The sequence below is a fragment of the Pseudomonas sp. JY-Q genome (assembly GCF_001655295.1).
GTDB lineage: Bacteria > Pseudomonadota > Gammaproteobacteria > Pseudomonadales > Pseudomonadaceae > Aquipseudomonas > Aquipseudomonas alloputida.
Map to the genome: position 1 here is coordinate 3,836,031 of NZ_CP011525.1, position 19,817 is coordinate 3,855,847.

At 61.6% G+C, this 19,817-nt stretch carries 25 protein-coding genes and 1 pseudogene; 16 read left to right on the plus strand and 10 right to left on the minus strand.

The window, feature by feature from the left end:
- The first annotated feature begins 38 nt into the window (after window positions 1-38).
- Window positions 39-551, plus strand: coding sequence for a DUF2199 domain-containing protein (locus tag AA098_RS28575; protein WP_082431501.1), 513 nt, complete (start codon window positions 39-41; stop codon window positions 549-551).
- A complete protein-coding gene (locus AA098_RS17405; RefSeq protein ID WP_064614824.1) occupies window positions 544-879 on the plus strand; it encodes a hypothetical protein in 336 nt (111 codons plus the stop codon). The genes AA098_RS28575 and AA098_RS17405 overlap by 8 nt, the downstream gene beginning before the upstream one ends.
- A 146-nt stretch (window positions 880-1,025) precedes the next feature.
- Here AA098_RS17405 and AA098_RS17410 read toward each other — a convergent pair whose 3' ends face one another.
- A complete protein-coding gene (locus AA098_RS17410; protein ID WP_041166978.1) occupies window positions 1,026-1,343 on the minus strand; it encodes a hypothetical protein in 318 nt (105 codons plus the stop codon).
- 582 nt (window positions 1,344-1,925) lie between these two features.
- On the opposite strand from AA098_RS17410, the gene AA098_RS28580 reads away from it, so the two are divergent.
- Window positions 1,926-2,495 carry a DJ-1/PfpI family protein gene (locus AA098_RS28580; protein WP_080756727.1) on the plus strand — a complete coding sequence of 190 codons (570 nt, stop codon included), beginning with the start codon at window positions 1,926-1,928 and terminating at the stop codon, window positions 2,493-2,495.
- Between the two features lie 107 nt (window positions 2,496-2,602).
- Here the strand turns inward: AA098_RS28580 and AA098_RS29855 are convergent.
- Window positions 2,603-2,758 (minus strand): annotated as a pseudogene (locus AA098_RS29855) (DNA polymerase V subunit UmuC); the annotation flags it as partial.
- A 17-nt stretch (window positions 2,759-2,775) separates the two neighbouring features.
- Between AA098_RS29855 and AA098_RS29860 the strand changes: the two are divergent.
- Both AA098_RS29860 and pbpG read left to right on the plus strand, forming a co-directional pair.
- Window positions 2,776-3,090 (plus strand): hypothetical protein, encoded by a 315-nt coding sequence (locus AA098_RS29860; protein ID WP_232535909.1) that lies wholly within the window; start codon window positions 2,776-2,778, stop codon window positions 3,088-3,090.
- A gap of 193 nt (window positions 3,091-3,283) precedes the next feature.
- Complete coding sequence (pbpG, locus tag AA098_RS17420) at window positions 3,284-4,210, plus strand: D-alanyl-D-alanine endopeptidase (RefSeq protein ID WP_064614825.1); 927 nt, start codon at window positions 3,284-3,286, stop codon at window positions 4,208-4,210.
- A 267-nt stretch (window positions 4,211-4,477) separates the two neighbouring features.
- Here pbpG and AA098_RS17425 read toward each other — a convergent pair whose 3' ends face one another.
- On the minus strand, window positions 4,478-4,924 hold the full coding sequence (locus AA098_RS17425; RefSeq protein ID WP_064614826.1) for a hypothetical protein: 447 nt from the start codon (window positions 4,922-4,924) through the stop codon (window positions 4,478-4,480).
- Window positions 4,925-5,097: 173 nt separating this feature from the next.
- On the opposite strand from AA098_RS17425, the gene AA098_RS17430 reads away from it, so the two are divergent.
- The 9 genes from AA098_RS17430 (at window position 5,098) to AA098_RS17470 (ending at window position 12,643) form a co-directional block, all read left to right on the plus strand.
- Window positions 5,098-6,432, plus strand: a complete 1,335-nt coding sequence (locus AA098_RS17430) for a lysine N(6)-hydroxylase/L-ornithine N(5)-oxygenase family protein (protein WP_064614827.1) — start codon at window positions 5,098-5,100, stop codon at window positions 6,430-6,432.
- Between the two features lie 177 nt (window positions 6,433-6,609).
- Window positions 6,610-7,803 (plus strand): PepSY domain-containing protein, encoded by a 1,194-nt coding sequence (locus tag AA098_RS17435; RefSeq protein ID WP_064614828.1) that lies wholly within the window; start codon window positions 6,610-6,612, stop codon window positions 7,801-7,803.
- Window positions 7,800-8,339 carry a hypothetical protein gene (locus tag AA098_RS17440; protein WP_004576035.1) on the plus strand — a complete coding sequence of 180 codons (540 nt, stop codon included), beginning with the start codon at window positions 7,800-7,802 and terminating at the stop codon, window positions 8,337-8,339. Before AA098_RS17435 ends, AA098_RS17440 begins: the two co-directional genes overlap by 4 nt.
- Window positions 8,336-8,656: a hypothetical protein gene (locus AA098_RS17445; RefSeq protein WP_064614829.1), complete on the plus strand. Its 321-nt coding sequence runs from the start codon at window positions 8,336-8,338 to the stop codon at window positions 8,654-8,656. The genes AA098_RS17440 and AA098_RS17445 overlap by 4 nt, the downstream gene beginning before the upstream one ends.
- Window positions 8,653-9,222: a DUF6162 family protein gene (locus AA098_RS17450; RefSeq protein ID WP_064614830.1), complete on the plus strand. Its 570-nt coding sequence runs from the start codon at window positions 8,653-8,655 to the stop codon at window positions 9,220-9,222. The genes AA098_RS17445 and AA098_RS17450 overlap by 4 nt, the downstream gene beginning before the upstream one ends.
- Window positions 9,223-9,238: 16 nt before the next feature.
- Window positions 9,239-10,141 (plus strand): metal ABC transporter substrate-binding protein, encoded by a 903-nt coding sequence (locus AA098_RS17455; RefSeq protein ID WP_003256213.1) that lies wholly within the window; start codon window positions 9,239-9,241, stop codon window positions 10,139-10,141.
- Window positions 10,138-10,884 (plus strand): metal ABC transporter ATP-binding protein, encoded by a 747-nt coding sequence (locus AA098_RS17460; protein WP_019751012.1) that lies wholly within the window; start codon window positions 10,138-10,140, stop codon window positions 10,882-10,884. Before AA098_RS17455 ends, AA098_RS17460 begins: the two co-directional genes overlap by 4 nt.
- A complete protein-coding gene (locus AA098_RS17465; protein ID WP_003256215.1) occupies window positions 10,884-11,783 on the plus strand; it encodes a metal ABC transporter permease in 900 nt (299 codons plus the stop codon). Before AA098_RS17460 ends, AA098_RS17465 begins: the two co-directional genes overlap by 1 nt.
- Entirely contained in the window at window positions 11,780-12,643 is an 864-nt protein-coding gene (locus AA098_RS17470) for a metal ABC transporter solute-binding protein, Zn/Mn family (protein ID WP_064614831.1), read from the plus strand. The genes AA098_RS17465 and AA098_RS17470 overlap by 4 nt, the downstream gene beginning before the upstream one ends.
- A 224-nt stretch (window positions 12,644-12,867) precedes the next feature.
- On the opposite strand, the gene AA098_RS17475 is transcribed toward AA098_RS17470, so the two are convergent.
- The 6 genes from AA098_RS17475 to AA098_RS17500 form a co-directional block, all read right to left on the minus strand.
- Window positions 12,868-13,920 (minus strand): DUF1615 domain-containing protein, encoded by a 1,053-nt coding sequence (locus AA098_RS17475; RefSeq protein ID WP_064614832.1) that lies wholly within the window; start codon window positions 13,918-13,920, stop codon window positions 12,868-12,870.
- A gap of 26 nt (window positions 13,921-13,946) precedes the next feature.
- Complete coding sequence (locus AA098_RS17480) at window positions 13,947-14,498, minus strand: isochorismatase family protein (RefSeq protein ID WP_064614833.1); 552 nt, start codon at window positions 14,496-14,498, stop codon at window positions 13,947-13,949.
- Window positions 14,499-14,555: 57 nt separating this feature from the next.
- Window positions 14,556-15,275, minus strand: coding sequence for a thioesterase II family protein (locus AA098_RS17485; RefSeq protein ID WP_064614834.1), 720 nt, complete (start codon window positions 15,273-15,275; stop codon window positions 14,556-14,558).
- Window positions 15,272-15,493: an MbtH family protein gene (locus tag AA098_RS17490; RefSeq protein ID WP_003256222.1), complete on the minus strand. Its 222-nt coding sequence runs from the start codon at window positions 15,491-15,493 to the stop codon at window positions 15,272-15,274. The genes AA098_RS17485 and AA098_RS17490 overlap by 4 nt, the downstream gene beginning before the upstream one ends.
- Window positions 15,494-15,627: 134 nt before the next feature.
- Window positions 15,628-16,029 (minus strand): hypothetical protein, encoded by a 402-nt coding sequence (locus AA098_RS17495; protein ID WP_060538000.1) that lies wholly within the window; start codon window positions 16,027-16,029, stop codon window positions 15,628-15,630.
- A 26-nt stretch (window positions 16,030-16,055) separates the two neighbouring features.
- Complete coding sequence (locus AA098_RS17500; RefSeq protein WP_064614835.1) at window positions 16,056-16,940, minus strand: LysR family transcriptional regulator; 885 nt, start codon at window positions 16,938-16,940, stop codon at window positions 16,056-16,058.
- Window positions 16,941-17,086: 146 nt separating this feature from the next.
- Here AA098_RS17500 and AA098_RS17505 point away from each other — a divergent pair, with 146 nt between their 5' ends.
- A complete protein-coding gene (locus tag AA098_RS17505; protein ID WP_064614836.1) occupies window positions 17,087-18,106 on the plus strand; it encodes an alpha/beta hydrolase in 1,020 nt (339 codons plus the stop codon).
- Window positions 18,107-18,215: 109 nt separating this feature from the next.
- Here the strand turns inward: AA098_RS17505 and AA098_RS17510 are convergent, their stop codons facing one another.
- On the minus strand, window positions 18,216-18,509 hold the full coding sequence (locus AA098_RS17510; protein WP_003256229.1) for a DUF1330 domain-containing protein: 294 nt from the start codon (window positions 18,507-18,509) through the stop codon (window positions 18,216-18,218).
- Window positions 18,510-18,587: 78 nt separating this feature from the next.
- Here AA098_RS17510 and ribBA point away from each other — a divergent pair, with 78 nt between their 5' ends.
- A complete protein-coding gene (ribBA, locus tag AA098_RS17515) occupies window positions 18,588-19,709 on the plus strand; it encodes a bifunctional 3,4-dihydroxy-2-butanone-4-phosphate synthase/GTP cyclohydrolase II (protein ID WP_003256231.1) in 1,122 nt (373 codons plus the stop codon).
- Window positions 19,710-19,817 lie beyond the last annotated feature (108 nt).

Consider the following 19,817-nt stretch of genomic DNA (forward strand, 5'->3'; position numbering starts at 1 on the left):
CTCTTGTGCGGTATTCACCCGTTAGGCTCTCTACAAACATGGAAGTCACTGTGAGCGGTTTTATATGTAACACCTGCGGCAAGCCGCACGATGAGTTGCCGATGTGCTTTGGCCCGAGCGCGCCAGACCTTTGGTACTCAATACCAGAGACCGAGCGAGATGAACGAGGCGAATTGTCATCTGATCAATGCGTGATTGATGGCGAGCATTTCTTCGTCCTAGGACGTATTCTCATTCCTGTAACCGACGGTGTCGGTCCATTTGCCTGGTTGGCATGGATCTCATTGAGCGAAAGCAATTTTCTTCGAATGTGTGAGCTGTGGGAATGTGATGGCAGGGAAGCCGAACCGCCGTACTGCGGGTGGCTGCAGAGCAATTTGCCCTACGAGCCGTCAACGTTGGGTCTTGAAATTCAAGTTCAAACTATGCCTTTGGGTGAGCGTCCACTTATCTTATTTGATCATACAGTCCACCCCCTTTCTGTAGAGCAATACACCGGTATAACGATGGCCCGAGTCCAAAGCATTGTCGAGGCGGCGCTTCATGGTTAAGCAGACGCCCGATTCCCCCATCAAGGAATGGTTGTCCGCATTGCCGTATCTATTAGTCAGTGACGCTCTAAAAATCGATGACTACCTCCAGCTAGTTTTTGTGGACGGCGCCGTGTTGTCTGTATATAACCCTTGTCGGTTTGAAGGTCTAATCTTTTCCGATCTCATTGACTGTGCGCTTAAAGAAATACGTGCAGACGAAGAGGCCGACGTTATTGTATTGACCTTAGATAGAGGTACTCTCCATGTCAATGTGCACCCTGGCGCCTGGACAGGGCCTGAAGCAATGGTGCTCCACGGGCCAGAGAATCTAATCATGATTTGGTAATGACCGCTGCTGAGTACTCTGTAGCGGCGGTTTGCGGCTGTCAGTTATCCTCTTTGAAGGACTGCTATGGGTCGATAGCTGCCAGTAATGACTGGCAGTTTTCAACACGTTTGCTGCTTGCGCCGTTCAGGCCGGTTGCGCGTACGTCACTGCTTGGCTTCTGAAAACGACTCAGCAATCAGTTTGGCGACATACTCATGCATCCAAGAGTTGCCGCCTGCGAACTCAAGTTCATTCTCTCGGGTGGAGAATGTCAACACCGGGTTCACGTTCTCAGCATTTACACTCAAATCTGAAACTCCGTCGATCAAAGATGTTATCCCAAACGCAATATCGTAGGTTAGATCACGAGCCAAATCGTCTGGAGCTCCTGTGCGCTCCAAGGCGCGTCGGATTTCTTCGATGATCCGACGTGACATTTCTTGTTGATAGTCGTCGAAGCGTCCGCTGCTTACTAATTTCATGGTGGTCTTCCGTAGGGAGTTGAACGATCAATTTTAGGGCAACGTGGCAGTGACTCAAAGCCCCAGATCCTCACTGAGATGAGTAGCAATGGCAGCTCGATACAGTGTTGAAACACTACCCATCGGGTACATGCCCAGGAGGGTTGATCGGCTTATGGCCTATAGCTGTCCTCCTCTAAGGGCAGCAATGGATCGTCTGCAGCCGTTCGCGACTGATCGCTATCGACCCATTGCTGTCCTTCGTGGAGAACAGTTATCGGCCAAAAGCGGTCACTTACTGAAGACAAAGTCTGAGGAGCTCACTAAATGCCCCCGGCGGTCTGGAGTCAATCGCGTGTTATCTAAGATGCGTCAGCTTCGCTTTCGCCCTCATAATCGTAGTCAATCAAGCTTGCCGACACTTGACAAATTTCAAATTGCCCTAAGGCCCTGGTGCCAGCAGCACAGTATTCTTAATTTCGATATTGAATCCAATATCGCGACCGGGAACATCATCCTCCCTTCTATGAGCACCGCTAGCTGAACCTTGATGTCTGTTTGAAGCCGCCGTACGCTATCGGCATTCATGGAGGAATCTGGCTGATGGCACGCGTGGGTTTGATACTGACACCGGGTTTTGCTGACTGGGAATACGCATTCATTGCTGGAACTGCGTCTCCGTTTTATGGGATCGACGTCAGGTTTTTCGCACCTACTACAGGGCCGCTCCACTCGCAGGGCGGATTGGCTGTAACTGTCGATAGTGGCTTGCAACAATGCCTGGACTGGAAACCGGACGTTGTTGTCGTGATTGGAGGAATGGTCTGGGAGCGTACAGAAGCTCCGGATATTCGAGACTTTCTTCATGCTAGTCGTTCAAGTGGAGCGACAATTGCTGGCATCTGTGGTGGAACGCTGGCACTTGCGAGAGCCGGGCTACTCGACACAGTTCCTCATACCTCGAACAGCGCTGAATTTCTGCAAAAAAATGCCGTAGGTTATGACGGGCGCACGCGCTATCGAAGCAGTGCAGTAGCTGTGGTTGCAGACCGCATCATAACTGCTCCAGGCCCTGCACCCGTTAGCTTCACCTGCGCAGTGTTCGAAGGAGCCGGATTATCTTCAGCGCTCATTTCTCAGTTCAGATCAATGCTAGCAGCGGAACATGGATGACCGCCTCGTTCCACAAATCAGCCCATCAGGTAATGTCTTCGACGGTCCTCTTCTGGCCGTTAGCTGTCCTTTTTTAAAGGCAGATGTAGGTCGAATGCAGCCACTCATTGCTTGAGCGCAAACAAGTCCTCTGCCAACTCACCGGGTTGCCGCAAGTCCATCAGCAGCACCTCTGCCTAGCTGTACCGAAAACCGGGCCTGAAGATACGGTCGACCGCCTTTGAGGCAAATCGGGTCATCAGCAGCGTGTCGCAGGTTGGGTATGCGCACGGGCGAGATTATGTCGCTGCGCCGGGATGAGGTCGACGTCGAGAAAAAGACGGCTCACATCTGCCGGATCGTGGTTGAAAAGCAGGCAGTCGAGCGGACCAAGACGAAATACACCCGCACCGTAATGTTGAACAGCCGGGCTCTTGGCGCACTGGCAAGGGCCAGAGAGATCGCGCAATACCGCTCGAAGCAGAAGCGCCGCGTCTCGACGGAGTCGCCATTCATCTTCCAACCTTCTGGCTCGTCACCACAAATCCAGCGTTCACTGCTTGGCAGCTTGGGCGCTCGGTGCAGGTGCTTCTCTCGACCTACGCCAAGTGGTTGAATTCTGCCAACGATTGGACGGAACTGGCGAAGCTGGAAAAGAACGTAATGGGTACAGGATTAAATATCGTTCACTTTGCGCCCTTTAGGCATAAGGCATTCGACAGCAATTCAGCCATACTCCAAAATGCATCGGTTTTAGGGGGAAAACCCTTGCACAGCCAACGACATACCAACTTTTAGTGAGCCTCAACGTGAAAACATCCCTGTCCATCCTCAGCCTGCTGCTGTTGCTCACAGGTACCGCGACCCTTCCGTCGACTGCTGCTGCACAACCCCCGGCCCAGGTTCAACGTGACCCCTCCAAACTGCATCTGGCTTCAGGCAGCGCTCTGCTGATCGACCTGAACAGCAACCAGGAGCTGTATTCAAGCCATGCCGACCGCGTGGTGCCGATCGCTTCGGTGACCAAGCTGATGACGGCGATGGTGGTGCTGGATGCCAAGTTGCCCATGGATGAAATGCTCACCATGACCATTGCCAACAACCCGGAGATGAAAGGCGTGTACTCGCGCGTGCGCCTGGGCAGCCAGCTGGACCGCCGCGAAACCCTGCTGATTACCCTGATGTCGTCGGAAAACCGTGCGGCCAACAGCCTGGCCAACGCCTACCCCGGCGGCTATCCGGCGTTCATCAAGGCAATGAATGCCAAAGCCCGCAGCCTGGGAATGGCCCACACCCGCTATGTTGAGCCGACTGGCCTGTCGACGCAGAACGTATCCACTGCCCGCGACCTGGCCAAGCTGCTGATGGCCTCGCGCAAGTACCCCATGCTGAGTGAGCTGTCGACCACCCGCGAAAAGACCGTCGCCTTCCGCAAGCCCAACTACACCCTGGGCTTCCGTAACACCGACCACCTGGTGAACAAAAGCAACTGGGATATCAAGCTGACCAAGACCGGCTTCACCAACGAGGCCGGGCACTGCCTGGTACTGCTGACCCGCATGGATAACCGCCCGGTGGCCATGGTCATTCTCGATGCCTTCGGCAAGTACACCCACTTCGCCGATGCCAGCCGCATGCGTCAATGGCTGGAAACCGGTACCGCCAAGCCGGCACCGGCGGTGGCCATGCAGTACAAGGCCGACCGGCAGAACAAGGGGCGGTTGGCGGCCGAATGACCGCCATATCCTGGAACGTGCGGGCGTGTTCGCGAAACAGACAACGCGGTGGATAGCACGGGCTTCGCCCGTGTTCGCGGGTAAACCCGCGCCTACACGACGGCCTGCGCCCAATCACCAATGTGTGTCCACCCTCGATAGGTGTAGGAGCGGGTTTACCCGCGAATACGGTCGCGGCGACAACGGTGAACGGCGGGTGGAAATTGGCCAGCAGGGCCGGCCCATTCGCGGGTAAACCCGCTCCTACAGCGGCCTGTGCATGTCCAGTCAGGCCGTAGCGCTGACCATGCCTCCCGCACTGCTGCCGCCCTCTTGCTGCAACAGTTCCAGCAACTGCGCCGTGGCCGCCATGATCTGCCCATTGAGGGTAGCAACGCTCGCCTGCTTGGCACCAACCGCTGCTGCTTTCGCAGTCTCGTCCATCTTGCTGTTCTGCAATGCAGCCAACTGTTTCTGTTCCTCTGCCAATTGCTTCTGCAGATCCTTGATCAATTGACGCAGCTCGCTCACAGCCCCCGATTCACTACTGCCTTCAGTGTCGGTGGACTGCGCCTGGCTACCCGCCGACACCTTCCTGCTGTCACTGCTTATGCTCAACGGCCCCACCGCCTCATCGGCCTGTTTCGCCTGTTCACGCTCGGTTGCTGCGTTCGCGCTTAGCGTCTGTGCTGAAACACCATTGATCATCAGGTTGCTTGCCGTGATACCGCTCATGTTGATTCCCTGCCTGAAAAATTGGTCCTTGCCGTAACCAACACATCGGCCGCCTCACGCTGTTCTTTAGCCCGCTTAAATTCCCCCTCGGCTGGCTCGTTCCAACTCATGTACTTGCGCAGGAGCCGGAGCCCCGGCGGGCGTCCATATTCGACATTCAGGGAATCGCAGCCATGAGCCAGTCTTCACAGCAGGAAACCATCAAAGACATGATCGGCGTGGGCTTCGGCCCCTCCAACCTGGCCTTGGCCATCGCCCTGGAAGAACTCGCCGAATCCCGGGGCCATGCACTCGACGCACTGTTCATCGACAAGCAGCAAGACTACCACTGGCACGGCGAGACCTTGGCTACCCAGAGCGAGTTGCAGATCTCGTTCCTCAAGGACCTGGTGTCGCTGCGTACCCCAACCAGCCCTTACAGCTTCGTCAACTACCTGCACCAGAAGCAGCGCCTGGCCGACTTCATCAACCTCGGCACCTTTTACCCCTGCCGCCTGGAGTACAACGACTACCTGCGCTGGGCCGCCGAGCATTTCGCCTCCCAGGCGGTGTATGGGCAGGAAGTGTTGCGCATCGAACCGCACATGCATGCAGGCCGGGTCCAACACCTGTGCGTGATCACGCGTGACAAACAAGGCCGCGAATACAGCCGCGCCACCCGCTCGGTGGTGGTGGGCAGCGGTGGCACGCCGAAAATTCCGGAAAACTTCGGCGCCTTCAAGGACGACCCGCGAGTCTTCCACCACTCGCAGTACCTGAGCAGCCTGACCAAACTGCCGTGCACGGCTGGCAAACCCATGCGCATTGCCGTGATCGGCTCAGGCCAGAGCGCCGCCGAGGCGTTCATCGACCTCAACGACAGCTATCCGTCAGTCAAGGTCGACATGATTCTGCGCGGCTCGGCCCTCAAGCCCGCCGACGACAGCCCCTTCGTCAATGAGATCTTCTCGCCCGACTATACCGACCTGGTCTACAACGAACCGGCCGACCAGCGCAGCAAACTGCTGGGCGAATACCACAACACCAACTACTCGGTGGTCGACCTCAACCTGATCGAGCGCATCTACGGCATCCTCTACCGACAGAAGGTTGCCCATCAGCACCGCCACAACGTGCTGTGCCGGCGCCAGGTGGAAGCGGTGGTGGCCACCCGCGAAGGCCTGGAACTGACCCTGCGCGACCTCGCCACCGGCCAGCAGCAAACCCACCGCTACGATGCCGTTATCCTCGCCACCGGTTACGAGCGCCGCTCGCACCGTGAATTGCTGGCGCCGCTGGCCGATTACCTGGAGGACTTCAGCGTCGACCGCAACTACCGCGTACTGGCCAGCCCGGACCTGCAAGCCTCGGTGTACCTGCAGGGCTTCTGCGAAAACAGCCACGGCCTGAGTGACACCCTGCTTTCGGTCCTGCCGGCACGCGCTGCGGAAATTGGCCGAGCGCTGTACCAGGACCTGGAGCAGTTGCACGAAAAGCCCCAAGCAGCCGTGGCACTGACCCGCGCCTGACCCCTCTCTACAACCAGCCATCAAGGCCGGACTGGTACCTCGTGCGCAGTCCGGTGTTTGTGCTTTGAAACATTTGCTTTCATTTAAACCTGCAGGTTTTCGATTCTCATTCGTCCTTATCAGTACAGCACTCTTTGGTTGGCACACGCTCGACCACCCATAGCAGAAGACCGTCTGATGGCCCAATCACCGAAAAAATCCAAATCCAAGCTGTGGTTCCTGGTCCACAGCTGGCTCGCCTTGCCGATCTGGTTCTTTGTCCTGATCGTCTGCTTCACCGGCATGCTCGCCGTGGTCAGCCAGGAAATCGTCTGGCTCGCCGATTCGGCTGTGCGCGCCAACAAGCCAGACGCGGACACCGAGCGCATGAGCTTTCAGCAGGTACTGGAGGCCTTGAACAAGGCCGAGCCGGACATGGTGGTGGAGCGCCTGAGCCAGCCAGATGGTTCGCACTTCGCGGTGAAAGCCAATGTCACCCTGCCTGACGGCACCCGCCCGACGCTGTATGTAAACCCCTACACCGGAACCATTCAGGGCAAGACCCCGGACTTCAACTTCGAAGCCTTCACCCGCGCCCTGCACGGCTGGTGGCTGGTGCCGTTCACCAACGGTTTCAGCTGGGGCTGGTACCTGGTCTCGCTGCTCGGCCTGCCGATGCTGGCCTCGCTGGTCACCGGCCTGGTGGTTTACAAGAAGTTCTGGAAAGGCTTTTTCAAACCCGTGCGTACCGGCCATGGTCCGCGAATTTTCTGGGGTGACCTGCACCGTCTGTCCGGGGTGTGGTCAATCTGGTTCATTGCAGTCATTTCCATCACCGGCACCTGGTTCCTGATCCAGGCGATCCTGTCTGACAACCACATCACCCTTTCCAGCCAGCCCATCGTGCCGGTGATCGCCCGTGAGGAAGTGCCACAAACGCCAGATGGCAGCCCCGCCTCGCGCATCGACCTGGATGAGGCGGCACGCCTTGCCGGGCTGGCGATCCCAGGGCTGGAAGTGACCTCCATCTCGCTCCCCGCCACTGCCTACAGCCACGTCATGCTGTCTGGCCCGGGCTGGTACCCGTTGATGTTCCAGAGTGCGTCGGTCAATCCGTACACACGCAATGTCGACAGCCAGTTCCTGATCAGCGACCGTTCGGCCCTGGAGTTCGTCACCGAGTCCATGCGCCCGCTGCACACCGGCGACTTTGGCGGTTTGCCGATCAAGCTGGTGTGGTTCTTCTTCGGCCTGATCCTCACCCTGATGGTGCTCAGCGGCCTGCTGATCTGGGCCAAGCGCACCGCCCAGGCCACCGCCGCGGCCCTCAAGCGCAGCGAGCGCGCTCCGCGTGCAGTACACAGTGAAACCACCGTGGAGATCCATTCATGAGCCAGGCCCAGGCCCTGCCCGCCAGCCCGCTGAAGCAGCTTTGGCTGAAGTGGCGTTTTCACCTGAACATCCTGCTGATCCTGATCCCGCTGGGCTTCATGCCCAAGTACTTCGCCGACGCCAGGCTGTTCCGCGGCGACGCCGGCCTTGGCGCCAACGTGATCAGTGACATCCAGGTCGGCCCTTACAGCCTCGACCTTGCGGAACTGCGTGACGAGGCGCCACACGCCGACGGCCCCGCCGGCTACTTCAAATCGTTCAATGCATCGCTGTGCAAGGCCTGCATAAAAAACGTCAAGGCAGCCTACCTGCGCATCGGCAAGCCAAGAAGCCTGCGCGCCGCCGGCACCATTTTCTTCGGTGCACCTTACAACATGGGCACCTCGTTGCCGATTCCGCCGCGTACCAAACCCGACGCGCACATCTGGATCACCCTGGAAGGCTGGGACGGCAGCATGCACCAGGCGTCGATCCCCCTGACCAAGGCATCGCCAGCCACTGTGGCATGGCTCGAGAAACAAGGAGAAAACAAATGAATCACCGGATGCGCACCCTGGCGCTGCCCTTGCTGGTACTGGTCGCCGGCCCTGCGCTGGCGCACAACCCGATGTGCGAATGCGAAGAACTGGCCAGCGGCCAGGTCAAGTGCACCGGCGGTTTCTCGGACGGCAGCGGTGCCCCCGGAGTGACCCTGGACGTGATCGGTTATGACGAACAGGTGCTGGTCGGCGGCAAGCTTGGCGACGACTCGACGCTGACCTTCAAACGCCCGGACGGCGAATTCTACGTGCTGTTCGATGCTGGCCCCGGGCACGTGGTGGAAGTGGACTACGCCGATATCGACCAGCCATGAGCCGCGCCCACGTCATTCGCCCGGCCGGTGCCGGGCACGAAACCCTGTACGTGCTGCTGGCAAGCTTGCTGATCGTGGTGCTCGCCGCCAGCGTGGTGCTGCTGCGCGGTGAACGCGAGGACGAACAGGCCATCGCCAGCCACCAGATCGACGCCCGCCGCGACCTCACCGCCGCCGAGCAAGGCCTGTACACCGACCTGCGGGTAGCCTTCGACGAGATCAAGCTCCTGCGCGAAGAAAACGCCGTCACGCCCAGCGTAAAGGCCCTGGCCGAAGAAGGCCTGCCGCCGTTCGTGGTCGATGCCGGCAGCCAAAGCCGTGGCGGCCACCAATGGTCATGGCTGGAACCCGGCGCCTACCTGGGCCGCAGCCAGGCCCCGGAAGTGGCCGGCAGCCTGCTGCTGATCCTGCCACCCGACAGCACAGGCCAAGCCGATATCTGGCTGCGCCGCGACAGCGCCGCCGTGATCCCGGACGACCTCGGCCAGGCCGCCCTGATCGCGGCTGGCTGGCAACAAGTGGTCAGCCACTACGACGCCGGGGTCACCCGCGAACACCGTCACTGAACCCAAGGACCCGCCCATGTTTCGCTCCGCCCTCGCCCTGCTCCTGTCCCTTGCCCTGCCGGCAATGGCCCTGGCCGATAACAGCAAGCCGCTGCGAATCGGCATCACCCTGCACCCCTACTACAGCTACGTGAGCAATATTGTCGGCGACAAGGCCGAGGTGGTTCCCCTGATTCCGGCGGGCTTCAACCCGCACGCCTACGAGCCGCGGGCCGAGGACATCAAGCGCATCGGCACGCTGGACGTGGTGGTGCTCAACGGTGTTGGCCATGACGATTTCGCAGACCGCATGATCGCCACCAGCGAAAAACCCGACATTGCCACTATCGAAGCCAATCAGAACGTGCCGCTGCTGGCGGCCACTGGCATCGCCGCGCGCGGTGCCGGCAAGGTGGTCAACCCGCACACCTTTCTGTCGATCAGCACCACCATCGCCCAGGTGAACAACATCGCCCGTGAACTGGGCAAGCTCGACCCGGACAACGCCAAGTTGTACACGCAAAACGCCCGTGCCTACGCCAAGCGCCTGCGCGCCCTGCGTGCCGAGGCCCTGGCCAAGGTCACCGAAGCCCCTGGCGCAACGTTCCGGGTCGCCACCATCCATGCTGCCTATGACTACCTGGTGCGCGACTTCGGTCTGGAGGTGACCGCCGTCGTCGAGCCGGCCCATGGCATCGAGCCCAGCCCGGCGCAGCTGAAAAAAACCATCGACCAGCTCAAGGCACTGGACGTGCGGGTGATCTTCTCGGAAATGGACTTCCCGTCGGCCTATGTCGAAACCATTCAGCGTGAGTCCGGCGTACGCCTGTATCCGTTGACGCATATCTCCTACGGCGATTACACCAAGGACAAGTACGAGGTGGAAATGAAGCGCAACCTGGACACCGTGGTCCGCGCCATTCAGGAGAACCGCGCATGACCGCTGCCGCCAAGCGGGTGACAGCCTGCGGGCCGCGCATCGAGTTCACTGGCATCGACCTGACCTTGGGGCGTACGCGCATCCTCGAACAGGTCAGTTTCAGCGTGGCAGCAGGCAGCGTGCACGCCATCGTCGGCCCCAACGGCGGCGGCAAGAGCTCGTTGATCAAGACCCTGCTCGGGCAGATGCCACACCAGGGCCAGCTGACCTTGCATTGGCCTGGTGAGCGCGAAGTGATTGGCTACGTGCCGCAGGCACTGGAGTTCGACCGCGGCCTGCCCATGACCGTGGACGACTTCATGGCCGCCATGTGCCAGCGCCGCCCGGCCTTCCTCGGCCTGTCGCGGCGCGTGAAGCCAGCCATTGATGCAGCCTTGGTTCAGGTTGGCATGCTCGACAAGCGCACGCGGCGCATGGGTGCACTGTCCGGCGGTGAGCGCCAGCGCGTGCTGCTGGCCCAGGGCCTGATCCCCGAGCCGCAGTTGCTGGTGCTGGACGAACCGATGTCGGCCCTCGATGAAGCCGGAATCCAGGTGTTCGAACAGTTATTGCAGGGCTGGCGCCAGGCCGGCACTACCGTTCTGTGGATCGAGCACGACCTGGAAGCCGTGTTGCGTCTGGCGGACCGGGTAACAGGCCTGAACCGCCAGGTGCTGTTCGATGCGCCGCCTGCCCAGGCCCTGACCCCGGAGCGTCTGCTCGGCCTGTTCTCCGTTCACCCGCGTAGCGAGAGCCTTGCCTGATGAGTTTTGAAATCTTTCGCCAAACGGTCCAGGACTGGGCCACTGCCGGCTATCTGCCCGAGGCGCTGGCCTACGGCTTCGTGGTCAACGCCCTGTTGGCCGGCCTGATGATCGGCCCGGTGTTGGGCGGCCTGGGTACCTTGGTGGTGGTCAAGCGCTTTGCCTTCTTCTCCGAAGCGGTCGGCCATGCGGCGCTGACCGGCGTGGCCATCGGTATCCTGCTGGGTGAGCCCTATACCGGCCCTTACGGCAGCCTGTTCGGCTACTGCCTGCTGTTCGGCATCCTGCTCAACTTCCTGCGTAACCGTACCGGGCTGTCGCCGGACACACTGATTGGCGTGTTCCTGTCGGTGTCGCTGGCGCTGGGCGCCAGCCTGCTGCTGATGCTGGCGGGCAAGATCAACGTGCACATCCTCGAGAACGTGCTGTTCGGCTCGGTGCTGACCGTTAGCGCCCAGGACTTGCTCGTGCTGGGCATCGTCGCGGCGCTGGTGCTGGCCTTGGCGCTGCCACTGTACAACCGCATCATGCTGGCCAGTTTCAACCCGCAGCTGGCGGCTGTACGCGGGGTAGCGGTGAAGACCCTGGACTATCTGTTCGTGGTGCTGGTGACGTTGGTGACCGTGGCTGCGGTGAAGGTGATCGGGGCCATCCTGGTCGGTGCGCTGCTGGTCATCCCGGCCGCCGCCGCTCGCCTGGTCAGTCAGTCGCTCAAGGGCTTTTTCTTCCTGTCGGTGCTGATTGCCACCATCAGTACTCTGCTCGGTATTTTGCTGCCGATCGTTTTCGACCTGCCGGTGCCGTCAGGGGCCGCGATCATCCTGGTCGCCGGCATCTGCTTTGCCCTGGCCGCCCTGGCCCGCGCCCTCGTTCCCCGCCTGCAAGGAAACCCGGCATGAACTTCAAACACCTGACCCTGGCGCTGGCACTGGCCGGCCTGCCGTCCCTGTCTTTCGCCACGCAAGTGCTGACGACCCTGCCCGTCACCCACAGCCTGGCCAGCGCCCTGCTCGACGGCACTGCGGTGCGGCTTCAGCAGGCAGCACCGGCCAACCTGCCTGCCAGCCGCCAACCGTCGTATTTCAGCGGGCGTGGTGGCGCAGGCCTGCACAAGGCCGTCCAGCAGGCAGATGCGGTGATCGGGGTGCGTTCGATCTGGCGTGACGACCCGCTGTACCCGATGGCCCGACGCAGCAATATCCGCATTGTCGAGATCGATGCCGCGCGACCGGTGGATGGCGCACTGCCGGGCATTGCGGTGAACGGTGACGATGCCTATGGTGCTTACCCCTGGCTCAACCCGACCAACCTCGGACGCATGGCCGACGTGGTGGCCAATGATCTGGAGCGCCTGGCGCCGGACGACAAGGCAAAGATCCAGGGCAACCTGGCAGGGCTCAAACGCCAATTGCTGGAGCTTTCGGCCAGCAGCCAGACGCGGCTGGCCAAAGTCGACAACCTGACGGTGGTGAGCCTGTCGGAGAGGCTGGGATATCTGGTCAACGGGTTGAACCTGGATGCGGTCGAGCAGCCACTGCCGGCCGAATGGGATGCGGCGGCCCTCAAGGCGCTGGGGGAGAACCTGAAGGCGCAGGACGTGGCGCTGGTGCTGGACCATCGTCAGCCTGAAGCGGCAGTGGCCGAGGTGATCAAGGCGGCCGGGGCCAAGCTGGTGGTGGTGGAGAGTGACCCTGAAGATGCGATTGCGGGGCTCAAAGCCAGCGTTGACCAAGTGGTTGGGGCATTGGGCGGGCGCTGATCGGACAGGCCTGCGCGGTGGATGGCACGGGCTTCGCCCGTATTCGCGGGCAAGCCCGCTCCTACATTGGACACGCGTCGGTGGTTGGGCGCAGGCCGTCGTGTAGGAGCGGGTTTACCCGCGAAGAGGCCGGCCCTGCTGGCCAAGTTCCACCCGCCGTTCGCCGTTGCCGCCACCACCGTATTCGCGGGTAAACCCGCTCAAGGATCGCGGTTGCTGCCAGGCTAACGCTTCATGCACCGCTGATAGCGCTCATCCACCCGCCCGGCAAACCAGGCCGTGGTCAGCTTGCGGGTAATCTTCGGGCTCTTCAGCTCGATGCCCGGCAACACTGCGCGGGGCACCGGTTTGCCGGCTTTGGCATCCGCCAGGGCGAACACCCCGCTGTACAGCTTGCTGTCCTCGAACGCCAGGCTGTCGGCCTCCTCCAGCTGGCTTCGGATCTGCGGGTTACGCAGCCCCAGCTTCACCCCCAGCTTGCGCGCGGCCAGTTCAGTCGTCCCCGGCATGATCGCCCCTGGCGCCACCAGGTCGCCGTCCAGTGCCAGCTTCACCCCCGTGACCTTGCTCAATGCCGCCTGGAATGCCGCATTGCGGCTGGCGTACCAGCCCGCGTTGAAATCGGCGAAACGGTAAAGCTGGCGCTCGTAGTTGGCCGGGTAGCCCAACAGGTGGGCAATACCGAAGTACATGCCGCCACGCCGGCTGAACACTTCCTGGCGAATCGTGCCTTCATGGCTGTAGGGGTAATCCCTCGCATGCTTTTCGGCAAAATCGATGCTGACTTGCATCGGCCCGCCGGTGTGCACCGGATTCAGCCCGCCCAGCAAGGTCTTGCCCAGCGGCACGCGAGCAACGACTTCGTCGTACAGTTCGCTCAACTGCTTTTCGCTGCGCACCGTCTGCAACCGCTGCTGGTAGCTCTTGCCGTTGACCGACGGCGTCTTCAGCGCACCGTCGACCAGCAGTTTGGGAATATGCAGACGCGCAGCGCGGCGGTCGATCTCCTGGCGGGCGATACGCCCAAGGTTGGGCACCTGCGGGTCCGCAGTGAAGGTCGACTCCTGTTCGGTCACCGCCAGCACTGCGCACAGGTTACTTTTACTGGGCGCTATGCGCTGGGCTTCGAAGGCTGCCTGGATATCGTTGGCCCAACCCTCGCGGTCCTTGACCTGGGCGGGTAACAGCCGCAGGAGCTGCGCACGGATTTTGGCCGGGTCCGCTTCGGGCGCTTCTTCCCGGCGCCCGGCACAGCCTTGCAACAGCGCCAGGGCCATCACCGAAATGGCCAGTAACCGGCCGTTCAGGGCTGTTCACCGACCAGATAGGTTTTGCTGATGTGGCGGAACTGCGGGTGCCCGGCACTGCCCATCAATTCGAACAGCACCATCTCGCGGGTCACTACCTGCGCGCCGGCGGCACGCATGCGCGCCAGGCCTGCGGCCTTGCTGGCCGAGGTGCGGCTGTCGCAGGCATCCTCGACCACAAACACTTGCTTGCCCAGCGCCAGCAGGCCGAGCACGGTCTGCAGCACACAGACATGGGTTTCCATGCCGCAGACGATCACCTGCTCGCGCGCCATCAAACTGGCCGGCAGGCACTCGGCAGCCACACAGGAAAAGTGACTTTTTTCCACCACTTCGGCTGCCGGTGCTGCGGCCAGCAGTTCGGTCAGGGTATGGCCCAGGCCTTTGGGGTACTGCTCGGAAATCACCGTCGGCAGCGCCAGCTCGGCAGTCGCCGCCAGCAACCAGCGGGCCCGTGCCCGAGTGCCTTCGGGGTCGCTCATGGCACCGATCAGTTTTTCCTGGATGTCGACGACCAGTAGCGTGGCCTTGAGTGGATCGATCAGCATTGTCTGCCTCTTGCCTGGGAAAAACCCTAGCCTCCCCCAGGCAAGCGGTGACGTCAATCAGGCGGACAGCCGAAGCGGTTGCAGCGACGCGGTCAGCGCAGCGAGCACACGGTCTTCCTGCTCATGGATGAAAAAATGACCACCCGGGAACATCTGCAGCGAGAACGCGCCGTGGGTTTCACAGCGCCATGCCTGCAGTTGCTCATCGCTGGCCCGGTCATCCACGCCACCCAGCACATGCAGTGGGCACTGCAACGCCGCTCGCTGCCGGTATGTGTAAGTGCCGCACAACAGAAAATCGGCGCGCAAGGTCGGCAAGGTCAGGCTCATCAGCTCAGCGTTGGCCAGCACTTCCTCAGGCGTACCTTGCAGCGCGCGCAACTCGCTGATCAGCTCGGCGTCGCTCTTGGGCTCGCGCCAGTTGTTGCCGTCGTAGTCCTCACGCCGGGTAGGTGCCGCGGTGCCGCAGGCGAACAAGGCCAGCGGCGCCGGGCAGCCCAATGCCTGCAGCTCATGGGCCAGCTCGAAGGCCAGCAGAGCGCCCAGGCTGTGGCCGAGCAGCGCATAAGGAGCGCTTGCCGCCAGTCGCTGCTCGCTGGCCAGTTGCCGAGCCAGCACTTGCATGTCGGTGTGCAGCGACTCGGCCATGCGCGCCCCCCGCCCAGGCAACTCTACCGGGCGTACCTGCAACCATGCCGGCAGCTTGCGCCGCCAGCGGCTGTAGACCATGGCGCTGGCCCCGGAGTACGGCAGGCACAGCAGGTTCAGCACGGTCACTGGGCGGCAGCTTCAGCCATTTTCTGGCGCAGGCTCAACGGGCGCATGTCGGTCCAGACTTCATCGATGTAGGCCAGGCAGTCCTTCTTCAGGCCGCTTTTGCCCACGGCACGCCAGCCGTTGGGGATGGCTTTGTAGTCGGGCCAGATCGAGTATTGCTCTTCGTGGTTGACCACTACCTGGAACTGGATATCGTCGCGGTCGAAAACGGAAGTCATTGCCTGTCTCCTTAAATGATGATGCCGCTGCGCGCCTGGCGCAGGGTGGCTTTCAAGTAGACGTAGCAAGCGCTGTAAAAATTAACGGAATTGACGCGCCCCCAGGTGGGATCGACCGGTACAGGTGTCAACGCTCAGGTATCGCGCAACAAGTCGTGCGTATCGAGCAACCGGAACGCAACCTGCGGATTACGCTCCAGCCCGCGCCGGATTGCCGCCGGGATAGACTGCCGGGTCTTGCGACACAGCCCGGGTTGCTCGTCCAGTTCGATGACGATGCCGCGCATGGTCCGTACCTCGTTGTAACCGGGGGCGATGTGCACGCGGATGCCGAGGTTTTCGTACAGGCGCTGCTGCAGACGTTGAAGGTCTTCCAGGTCCTTCAGGTTTTCCAGCCGTTCGAGCAGGCGTTTTTCTTCCTGCCGGGTCAGCAAGAGGATGCGCTGGGCGGCCTGCGGATGGTCGGCCAATTGCTCGCGGCCGCAGACGCAGGCGCCAGGGGGGCAAGGTTGGCGTAAAGGAACGGGCGTACTCATAGGGCAAGCATAGCCTGTACCGACCGTCAGAGCTGCGCCAGCCGCGTACGCAGGAAGCTGACAAAACCCTGCACCGGCCGCGCCACCTGCCGGTGCTGCGGATACACCGCCGAGAGCTGCAGCGCGGGCGGGCGCCACTCATCCAGAACCGTCACCAGTTGCCCCTCCGCCAACGCCTGCCCAACGATAAAGGTCGGCAGGTAAGTGACCCCCATCCCGGCAATCGCAGCCCCCCGCAGCAACTCGCCATTGTTCGCCCGCATGCGCCCGGTCACCTGAATTGCCTGGGTTTTGCCACCTTTGTGGAATTGCCACTGCACCTGCCGCGAATGCCCATAGGGCAGACAATCATGCGCGGCGAGCTCATCCGGTTTTCCCGGCGCTCCTCGTGCTTGCAAATACGCCGGGCTCGCACAGTAGACCCGCTCGACACTGGCGATACGCCGGGCAATCAGGCTGGAGTCCTCCAATGCACCAATCCGCAGCGCCAGGTCATAGCCTTCACCAATCAGGTCCACGGCGCGGTCGCTCAGGTCTACTTCTACATCAACCTGGGGGTGCAACTGCAGAAACTCGGTCAGCAGGCAACCCAGGTGCGCCATGGCAAACGACAGCGGCGCGCTGAGGCGCAAGGTGCCGCGCAGGACCTGGGCCTGGCCGCTGATGTCGTGTTCGACCTGCTGCACTTCACCCAGCAGGCGCAGGGCCGACTGGTAGTAGTGCTGCCCCAGTGGCGTGGCATTGAGGCGCCGGGTGGAGCGGTTGAGCAGGCGCACGCCCAGGCGCTCTTCAAGCTGCATCAGACGCCGGCTGACCGATTGCTTGGACATGCCCAGACGGTCGGCGGCAGCGGTGAAACTACCGGCCTCCATCACCTGGGCAAAGATCCGCATGTCTTCGTAAGGGTTCATTGTCTCGCTCTTGCTGACAGTCAAACACTTTATAGCGGCTTTTTCCCACGAGTGCATCTGCCTAATCTACGCACAAGTCGCAGCGATGGCCCCTCAGGCCAGGCAAGACGCCCACTACCAACACTTGCACAGAAAAGGATTCGCTCATGAACATTGTCCACAAAGCCCTCACCGCCTCCGTCCTGGCCCTGTCCGTTTCCACTGCCTTCGCCGCAGGCAGCCCCGGTGTCGAACAACACACCCAGGCCTTCCTCGAAGCCCTGGAGAAAGGGGGTGGCAAGCCGCTGGAACAGCTCACACCAAACGACGCCCGCGCGGTACTGACCGGCGCCCAGGCCTCGGTAAAGGTCGACCTCTCGGGGATCGAAGTGAAGGAACGCACGATTCAGGCCAATGGCCAGTCGATCAAGCTGCAAGTGGTACGCCCGACTAACGTCAAAGGTGATCTGCCGGTGTTCATGTTCTTCCACGGCGGCGGCTGGGTGCTGGGCGACTTCCCGACCCACCAACGACTGATCCGCGACCTGGTGGTCGGCTCGGGTGCGGTGGCGGTCTATGTGGACTACACCCCGTCACCGGAAGCGCACTACCCGACGGCGATCAACCAGGCGTACGCCGCGACTCGCTGGGTGGCCGAGCATGGCAAGGAGATCGGCGTGGATGGCAAGCGCCTGGCTGTAGCCGGCAACAGCGTTGGCGGTAACATGGCGGCGGTGGTTGCACTCAAGGCCAAAGAGGCCGGCACCCCTGCCCTGCGCTTCCAGCTGCTGCTGTGGCCGGTGACCGATGCCAGCTTCGAGACAGCGTCGTACAAGCAGTTTGCCGAAGGACACTTCCTGACCACCGGGATGATGGAGTGGTTCTGGAACAACTACACCGTTGATGCAAAGGCGCGGGCGCAGATCTACGCCTCGCCGCTGCGGGCCAGCAGTGAACAGCTCAAGGGCTTGCCGCCAGCGCTGGTGCAAACGGCTGAGTTCGATGTGTTGCGGGATGAAGGCGAGGCTTATGCCCGCAAGTTGAATGCGGCGGGCGTGACAGTAACCTCGGTGCGCTACAACGGAATGATTCATGACTATGGGCTGCTCAACCCGTTGAGCCAAGTGCCGGCAGTAAAGGCGGCGCTGCGGCAGGCGGGCAACGAACTTAAAGTGCATCTGCAGTGAGGCAATGAGCAATAGACCCGCCTGGGCGGGTCTTTTGCTTCTATTTGCGGAAACGGCCCGCAGGCTTCAATGAATCTGCCATCGGTGCGAAAGGGCCGGCAAATCCTGCTCAGGGCTCAAACCCTTCCACAATGATCACCTCAGCCTTCGCCACCCCTTGGCGATGGCTGCATGCCTCTTGGTACAGCGCGGAGCGGTAACAGGCGACGGCCTGCGCGTACGAATCGAACTCGATCACCACGCTACGCTGAGGCGTAGCCCTCCCTTCCATCGCCTCGCTGCGCCCGCCACGGGCCAGGAAGCGCCCGCCGAATGCCTTGAAGGCAGCCGGGGCGCGCTGGGTGTATTGCTGGTACTGCTCGGGGTCGGTCACGTCCACATGGGCGATCCAGTAGGCCTTCATGTGCAGCTCTCCTGTTACGGCGATATTTGTGTATGATGGTATACCATAAAATTCACCCCACCACAGTGAGCGTGCACCATGGCTTTCAACACCATCGAGGAACTTCTCGAGGACTACCGGCAAGGCAAGATGGTCCTGCTGGTGGATGACGAGGACCGGGAAAACGAAGGCGACCTGTTGATCGCCGCCGAGCGCTGCGACGCCCAGGCCATCAACTTCATGGCCCGCGAGGCGCGCGGGCTGATCTGCCTGACCTTGACCGACGATCACTGCCAGCGCCTGGGCCTGGAGCAGATGGTTCCGGCCAACGGTAGCGTGTTCAGCACCGCGTTCACCGTGTCGATCGAGGCGGCCACCGGGGTCACCACCGGCATTTCCGCCGCTGACCGGGCACGCACCGTGGCAGCGGCCATGGCCCCCAACGCCCGCCCCGAAGACGTGGTACAACCTGGCCACATTTTCCCCCTGCGGGCACGCGAAGGCGGCGTGCTGACCCGTGCCGGCCACACCGAAGCCGGCTGCGACCTGGCACGCCTGGCCGGCTTCAGCCCGGCCTCGGTCATCGTTGAAGTGCTGAACGACGACGGCACCATGGCCCGTCGCCCCGACCTGGAAGTGTTCGCCGCCCGGCATGGCATCAAGATTGGCACCATCGCCGACCTGATCCACTACCGCCTGAGCACCGAGCAGACCATCAAGCGCATCGGCGAGCGCGAGCTACCGACCGTGCATGGCACCTTCCGCCTGGTCACGTATGAAGACCGCATCGAAGGTGGCGTGCACATGGCCATGGTCATGGGCGACATTCGCCGCGAACAGCCGACCCTGGTGCGGGTGCATGTGATTGACCCGCTGCGCGACCTGGTGGGTGCCGAGTACGCCGGCCCCGCCAACTGGACGCTGTGGGCGGCGCTGCAGAAGGTGGCTGAGGAAGGTACTGGCGTGGTGGTGATCCTGGCCAACCACGAATCCTCCCAGGCCTTGCTTGAGCGTGTGCCACAACTGACCCACCCTGTGCGGCCCTATCAACGTGGCCAGTCCAAGGTGTATTCCGAAGTGGGTACCGGGGCGCAAATTCTGCAGGACCTTGGCGTGGGCAAGCTGCGTCACCTGGGGCCACCGCTGAAATACGCGGGGCTGGCGGGCTATGAGCTGGAGGTGGTGCAGAGCATCCCGTTCGACCCGGGGATGGATGGCTGAGAACACACAAGCAATTGATTTAGCGGGGCCCTGTAGGCGCGGGTTTACCCGCGAATGCGAGGGTGACACCACCGACGCATTCGCGGGTAAACCCGCGCCTACAGGGCC

What these genes read in the sequence shown, in the direction of transcription:
- AA098_RS28575 (WP_082431501.1), top strand. Translation starts at nt 39, where the DNA reads ATGGAAGTCACTGTGAGCGGTTTTATATGTAACACCTGCGGCAAGCCG.
- AA098_RS17405 (WP_064614824.1), top strand. Translation starts at nt 544, where the DNA reads ATGGTTAAGCAGACGCCCGATTCCCCCATCAAGGAATGGTTGTCCGCA.
- AA098_RS17410 (WP_041166978.1), bottom strand. Translation starts at nt 1,343, where the DNA reads ATGAAATTAGTAAGCAGCGGACGCTTCGACGACTATCAACAAGAAATG.
- AA098_RS28580 (WP_080756727.1), top strand. Translation starts at nt 1,926, where the DNA reads ATGGCACGCGTGGGTTTGATACTGACACCGGGTTTTGCTGACTGGGAA.
- AA098_RS29860 (WP_232535909.1), top strand. Translation starts at nt 2,776, where the DNA reads ATGTCGCTGCGCCGGGATGAGGTCGACGTCGAGAAAAAGACGGCTCAC.
- AA098_RS17425 (WP_064614826.1), bottom strand. Translation starts at nt 4,924, where the DNA reads ATGAGCGGTATCACGGCAAGCAACCTGATGATCAATGGTGTTTCAGCA.
- AA098_RS17430 (WP_064614827.1), top strand. Translation starts at nt 5,098, where the DNA reads ATGAGCCAGTCTTCACAGCAGGAAACCATCAAAGACATGATCGGCGTG.
- AA098_RS17435 (WP_064614828.1), top strand. Translation starts at nt 6,610, where the DNA reads ATGGCCCAATCACCGAAAAAATCCAAATCCAAGCTGTGGTTCCTGGTC.
- AA098_RS17440 (WP_004576035.1), top strand. Translation starts at nt 7,800, where the DNA reads ATGAGCCAGGCCCAGGCCCTGCCCGCCAGCCCGCTGAAGCAGCTTTGG.
- AA098_RS17445 (WP_064614829.1), top strand. Translation starts at nt 8,336, where the DNA reads ATGAATCACCGGATGCGCACCCTGGCGCTGCCCTTGCTGGTACTGGTC.
- AA098_RS17450 (WP_064614830.1), top strand. Translation starts at nt 8,653, where the DNA reads ATGAGCCGCGCCCACGTCATTCGCCCGGCCGGTGCCGGGCACGAAACC.
- AA098_RS17455 (WP_003256213.1), top strand. Translation starts at nt 9,239, where the DNA reads ATGTTTCGCTCCGCCCTCGCCCTGCTCCTGTCCCTTGCCCTGCCGGCA.
- AA098_RS17460 (WP_019751012.1), top strand. Translation starts at nt 10,138, where the DNA reads ATGACCGCTGCCGCCAAGCGGGTGACAGCCTGCGGGCCGCGCATCGAG.
- AA098_RS17465 (WP_003256215.1), top strand. Translation starts at nt 10,884, where the DNA reads ATGAGTTTTGAAATCTTTCGCCAAACGGTCCAGGACTGGGCCACTGCC.
- AA098_RS17470 (WP_064614831.1), top strand. Translation starts at nt 11,780, where the DNA reads ATGAACTTCAAACACCTGACCCTGGCGCTGGCACTGGCCGGCCTGCCG.
- AA098_RS17475 (WP_064614832.1), bottom strand. Translation starts at nt 13,920, where the DNA reads ATGGCCCTGGCGCTGTTGCAAGGCTGTGCCGGGCGCCGGGAAGAAGCG.
- AA098_RS17480 (WP_064614833.1), bottom strand. Translation starts at nt 14,498, where the DNA reads ATGCTGATCGATCCACTCAAGGCCACGCTACTGGTCGTCGACATCCAG.
- AA098_RS17490 (WP_003256222.1), bottom strand. Translation starts at nt 15,493, where the DNA reads ATGACTTCCGTTTTCGACCGCGACGATATCCAGTTCCAGGTAGTGGTC.
- AA098_RS17495 (WP_060538000.1), bottom strand. Translation starts at nt 16,029, where the DNA reads ATGAGTACGCCCGTTCCTTTACGCCAACCTTGCCCCCCTGGCGCCTGC.
- AA098_RS17500 (WP_064614835.1), bottom strand. Translation starts at nt 16,940, where the DNA reads ATGAACCCTTACGAAGACATGCGGATCTTTGCCCAGGTGATGGAGGCC.
- AA098_RS17505 (WP_064614836.1), top strand. Translation starts at nt 17,087, where the DNA reads ATGAACATTGTCCACAAAGCCCTCACCGCCTCCGTCCTGGCCCTGTCC.
- AA098_RS17510 (WP_003256229.1), bottom strand. Translation starts at nt 18,509, where the DNA reads ATGAAGGCCTACTGGATCGCCCATGTGGACGTGACCGACCCCGAGCAG.
- ribBA (WP_003256231.1), top strand. Translation starts at nt 18,588, where the DNA reads ATGGCTTTCAACACCATCGAGGAACTTCTCGAGGACTACCGGCAAGGC.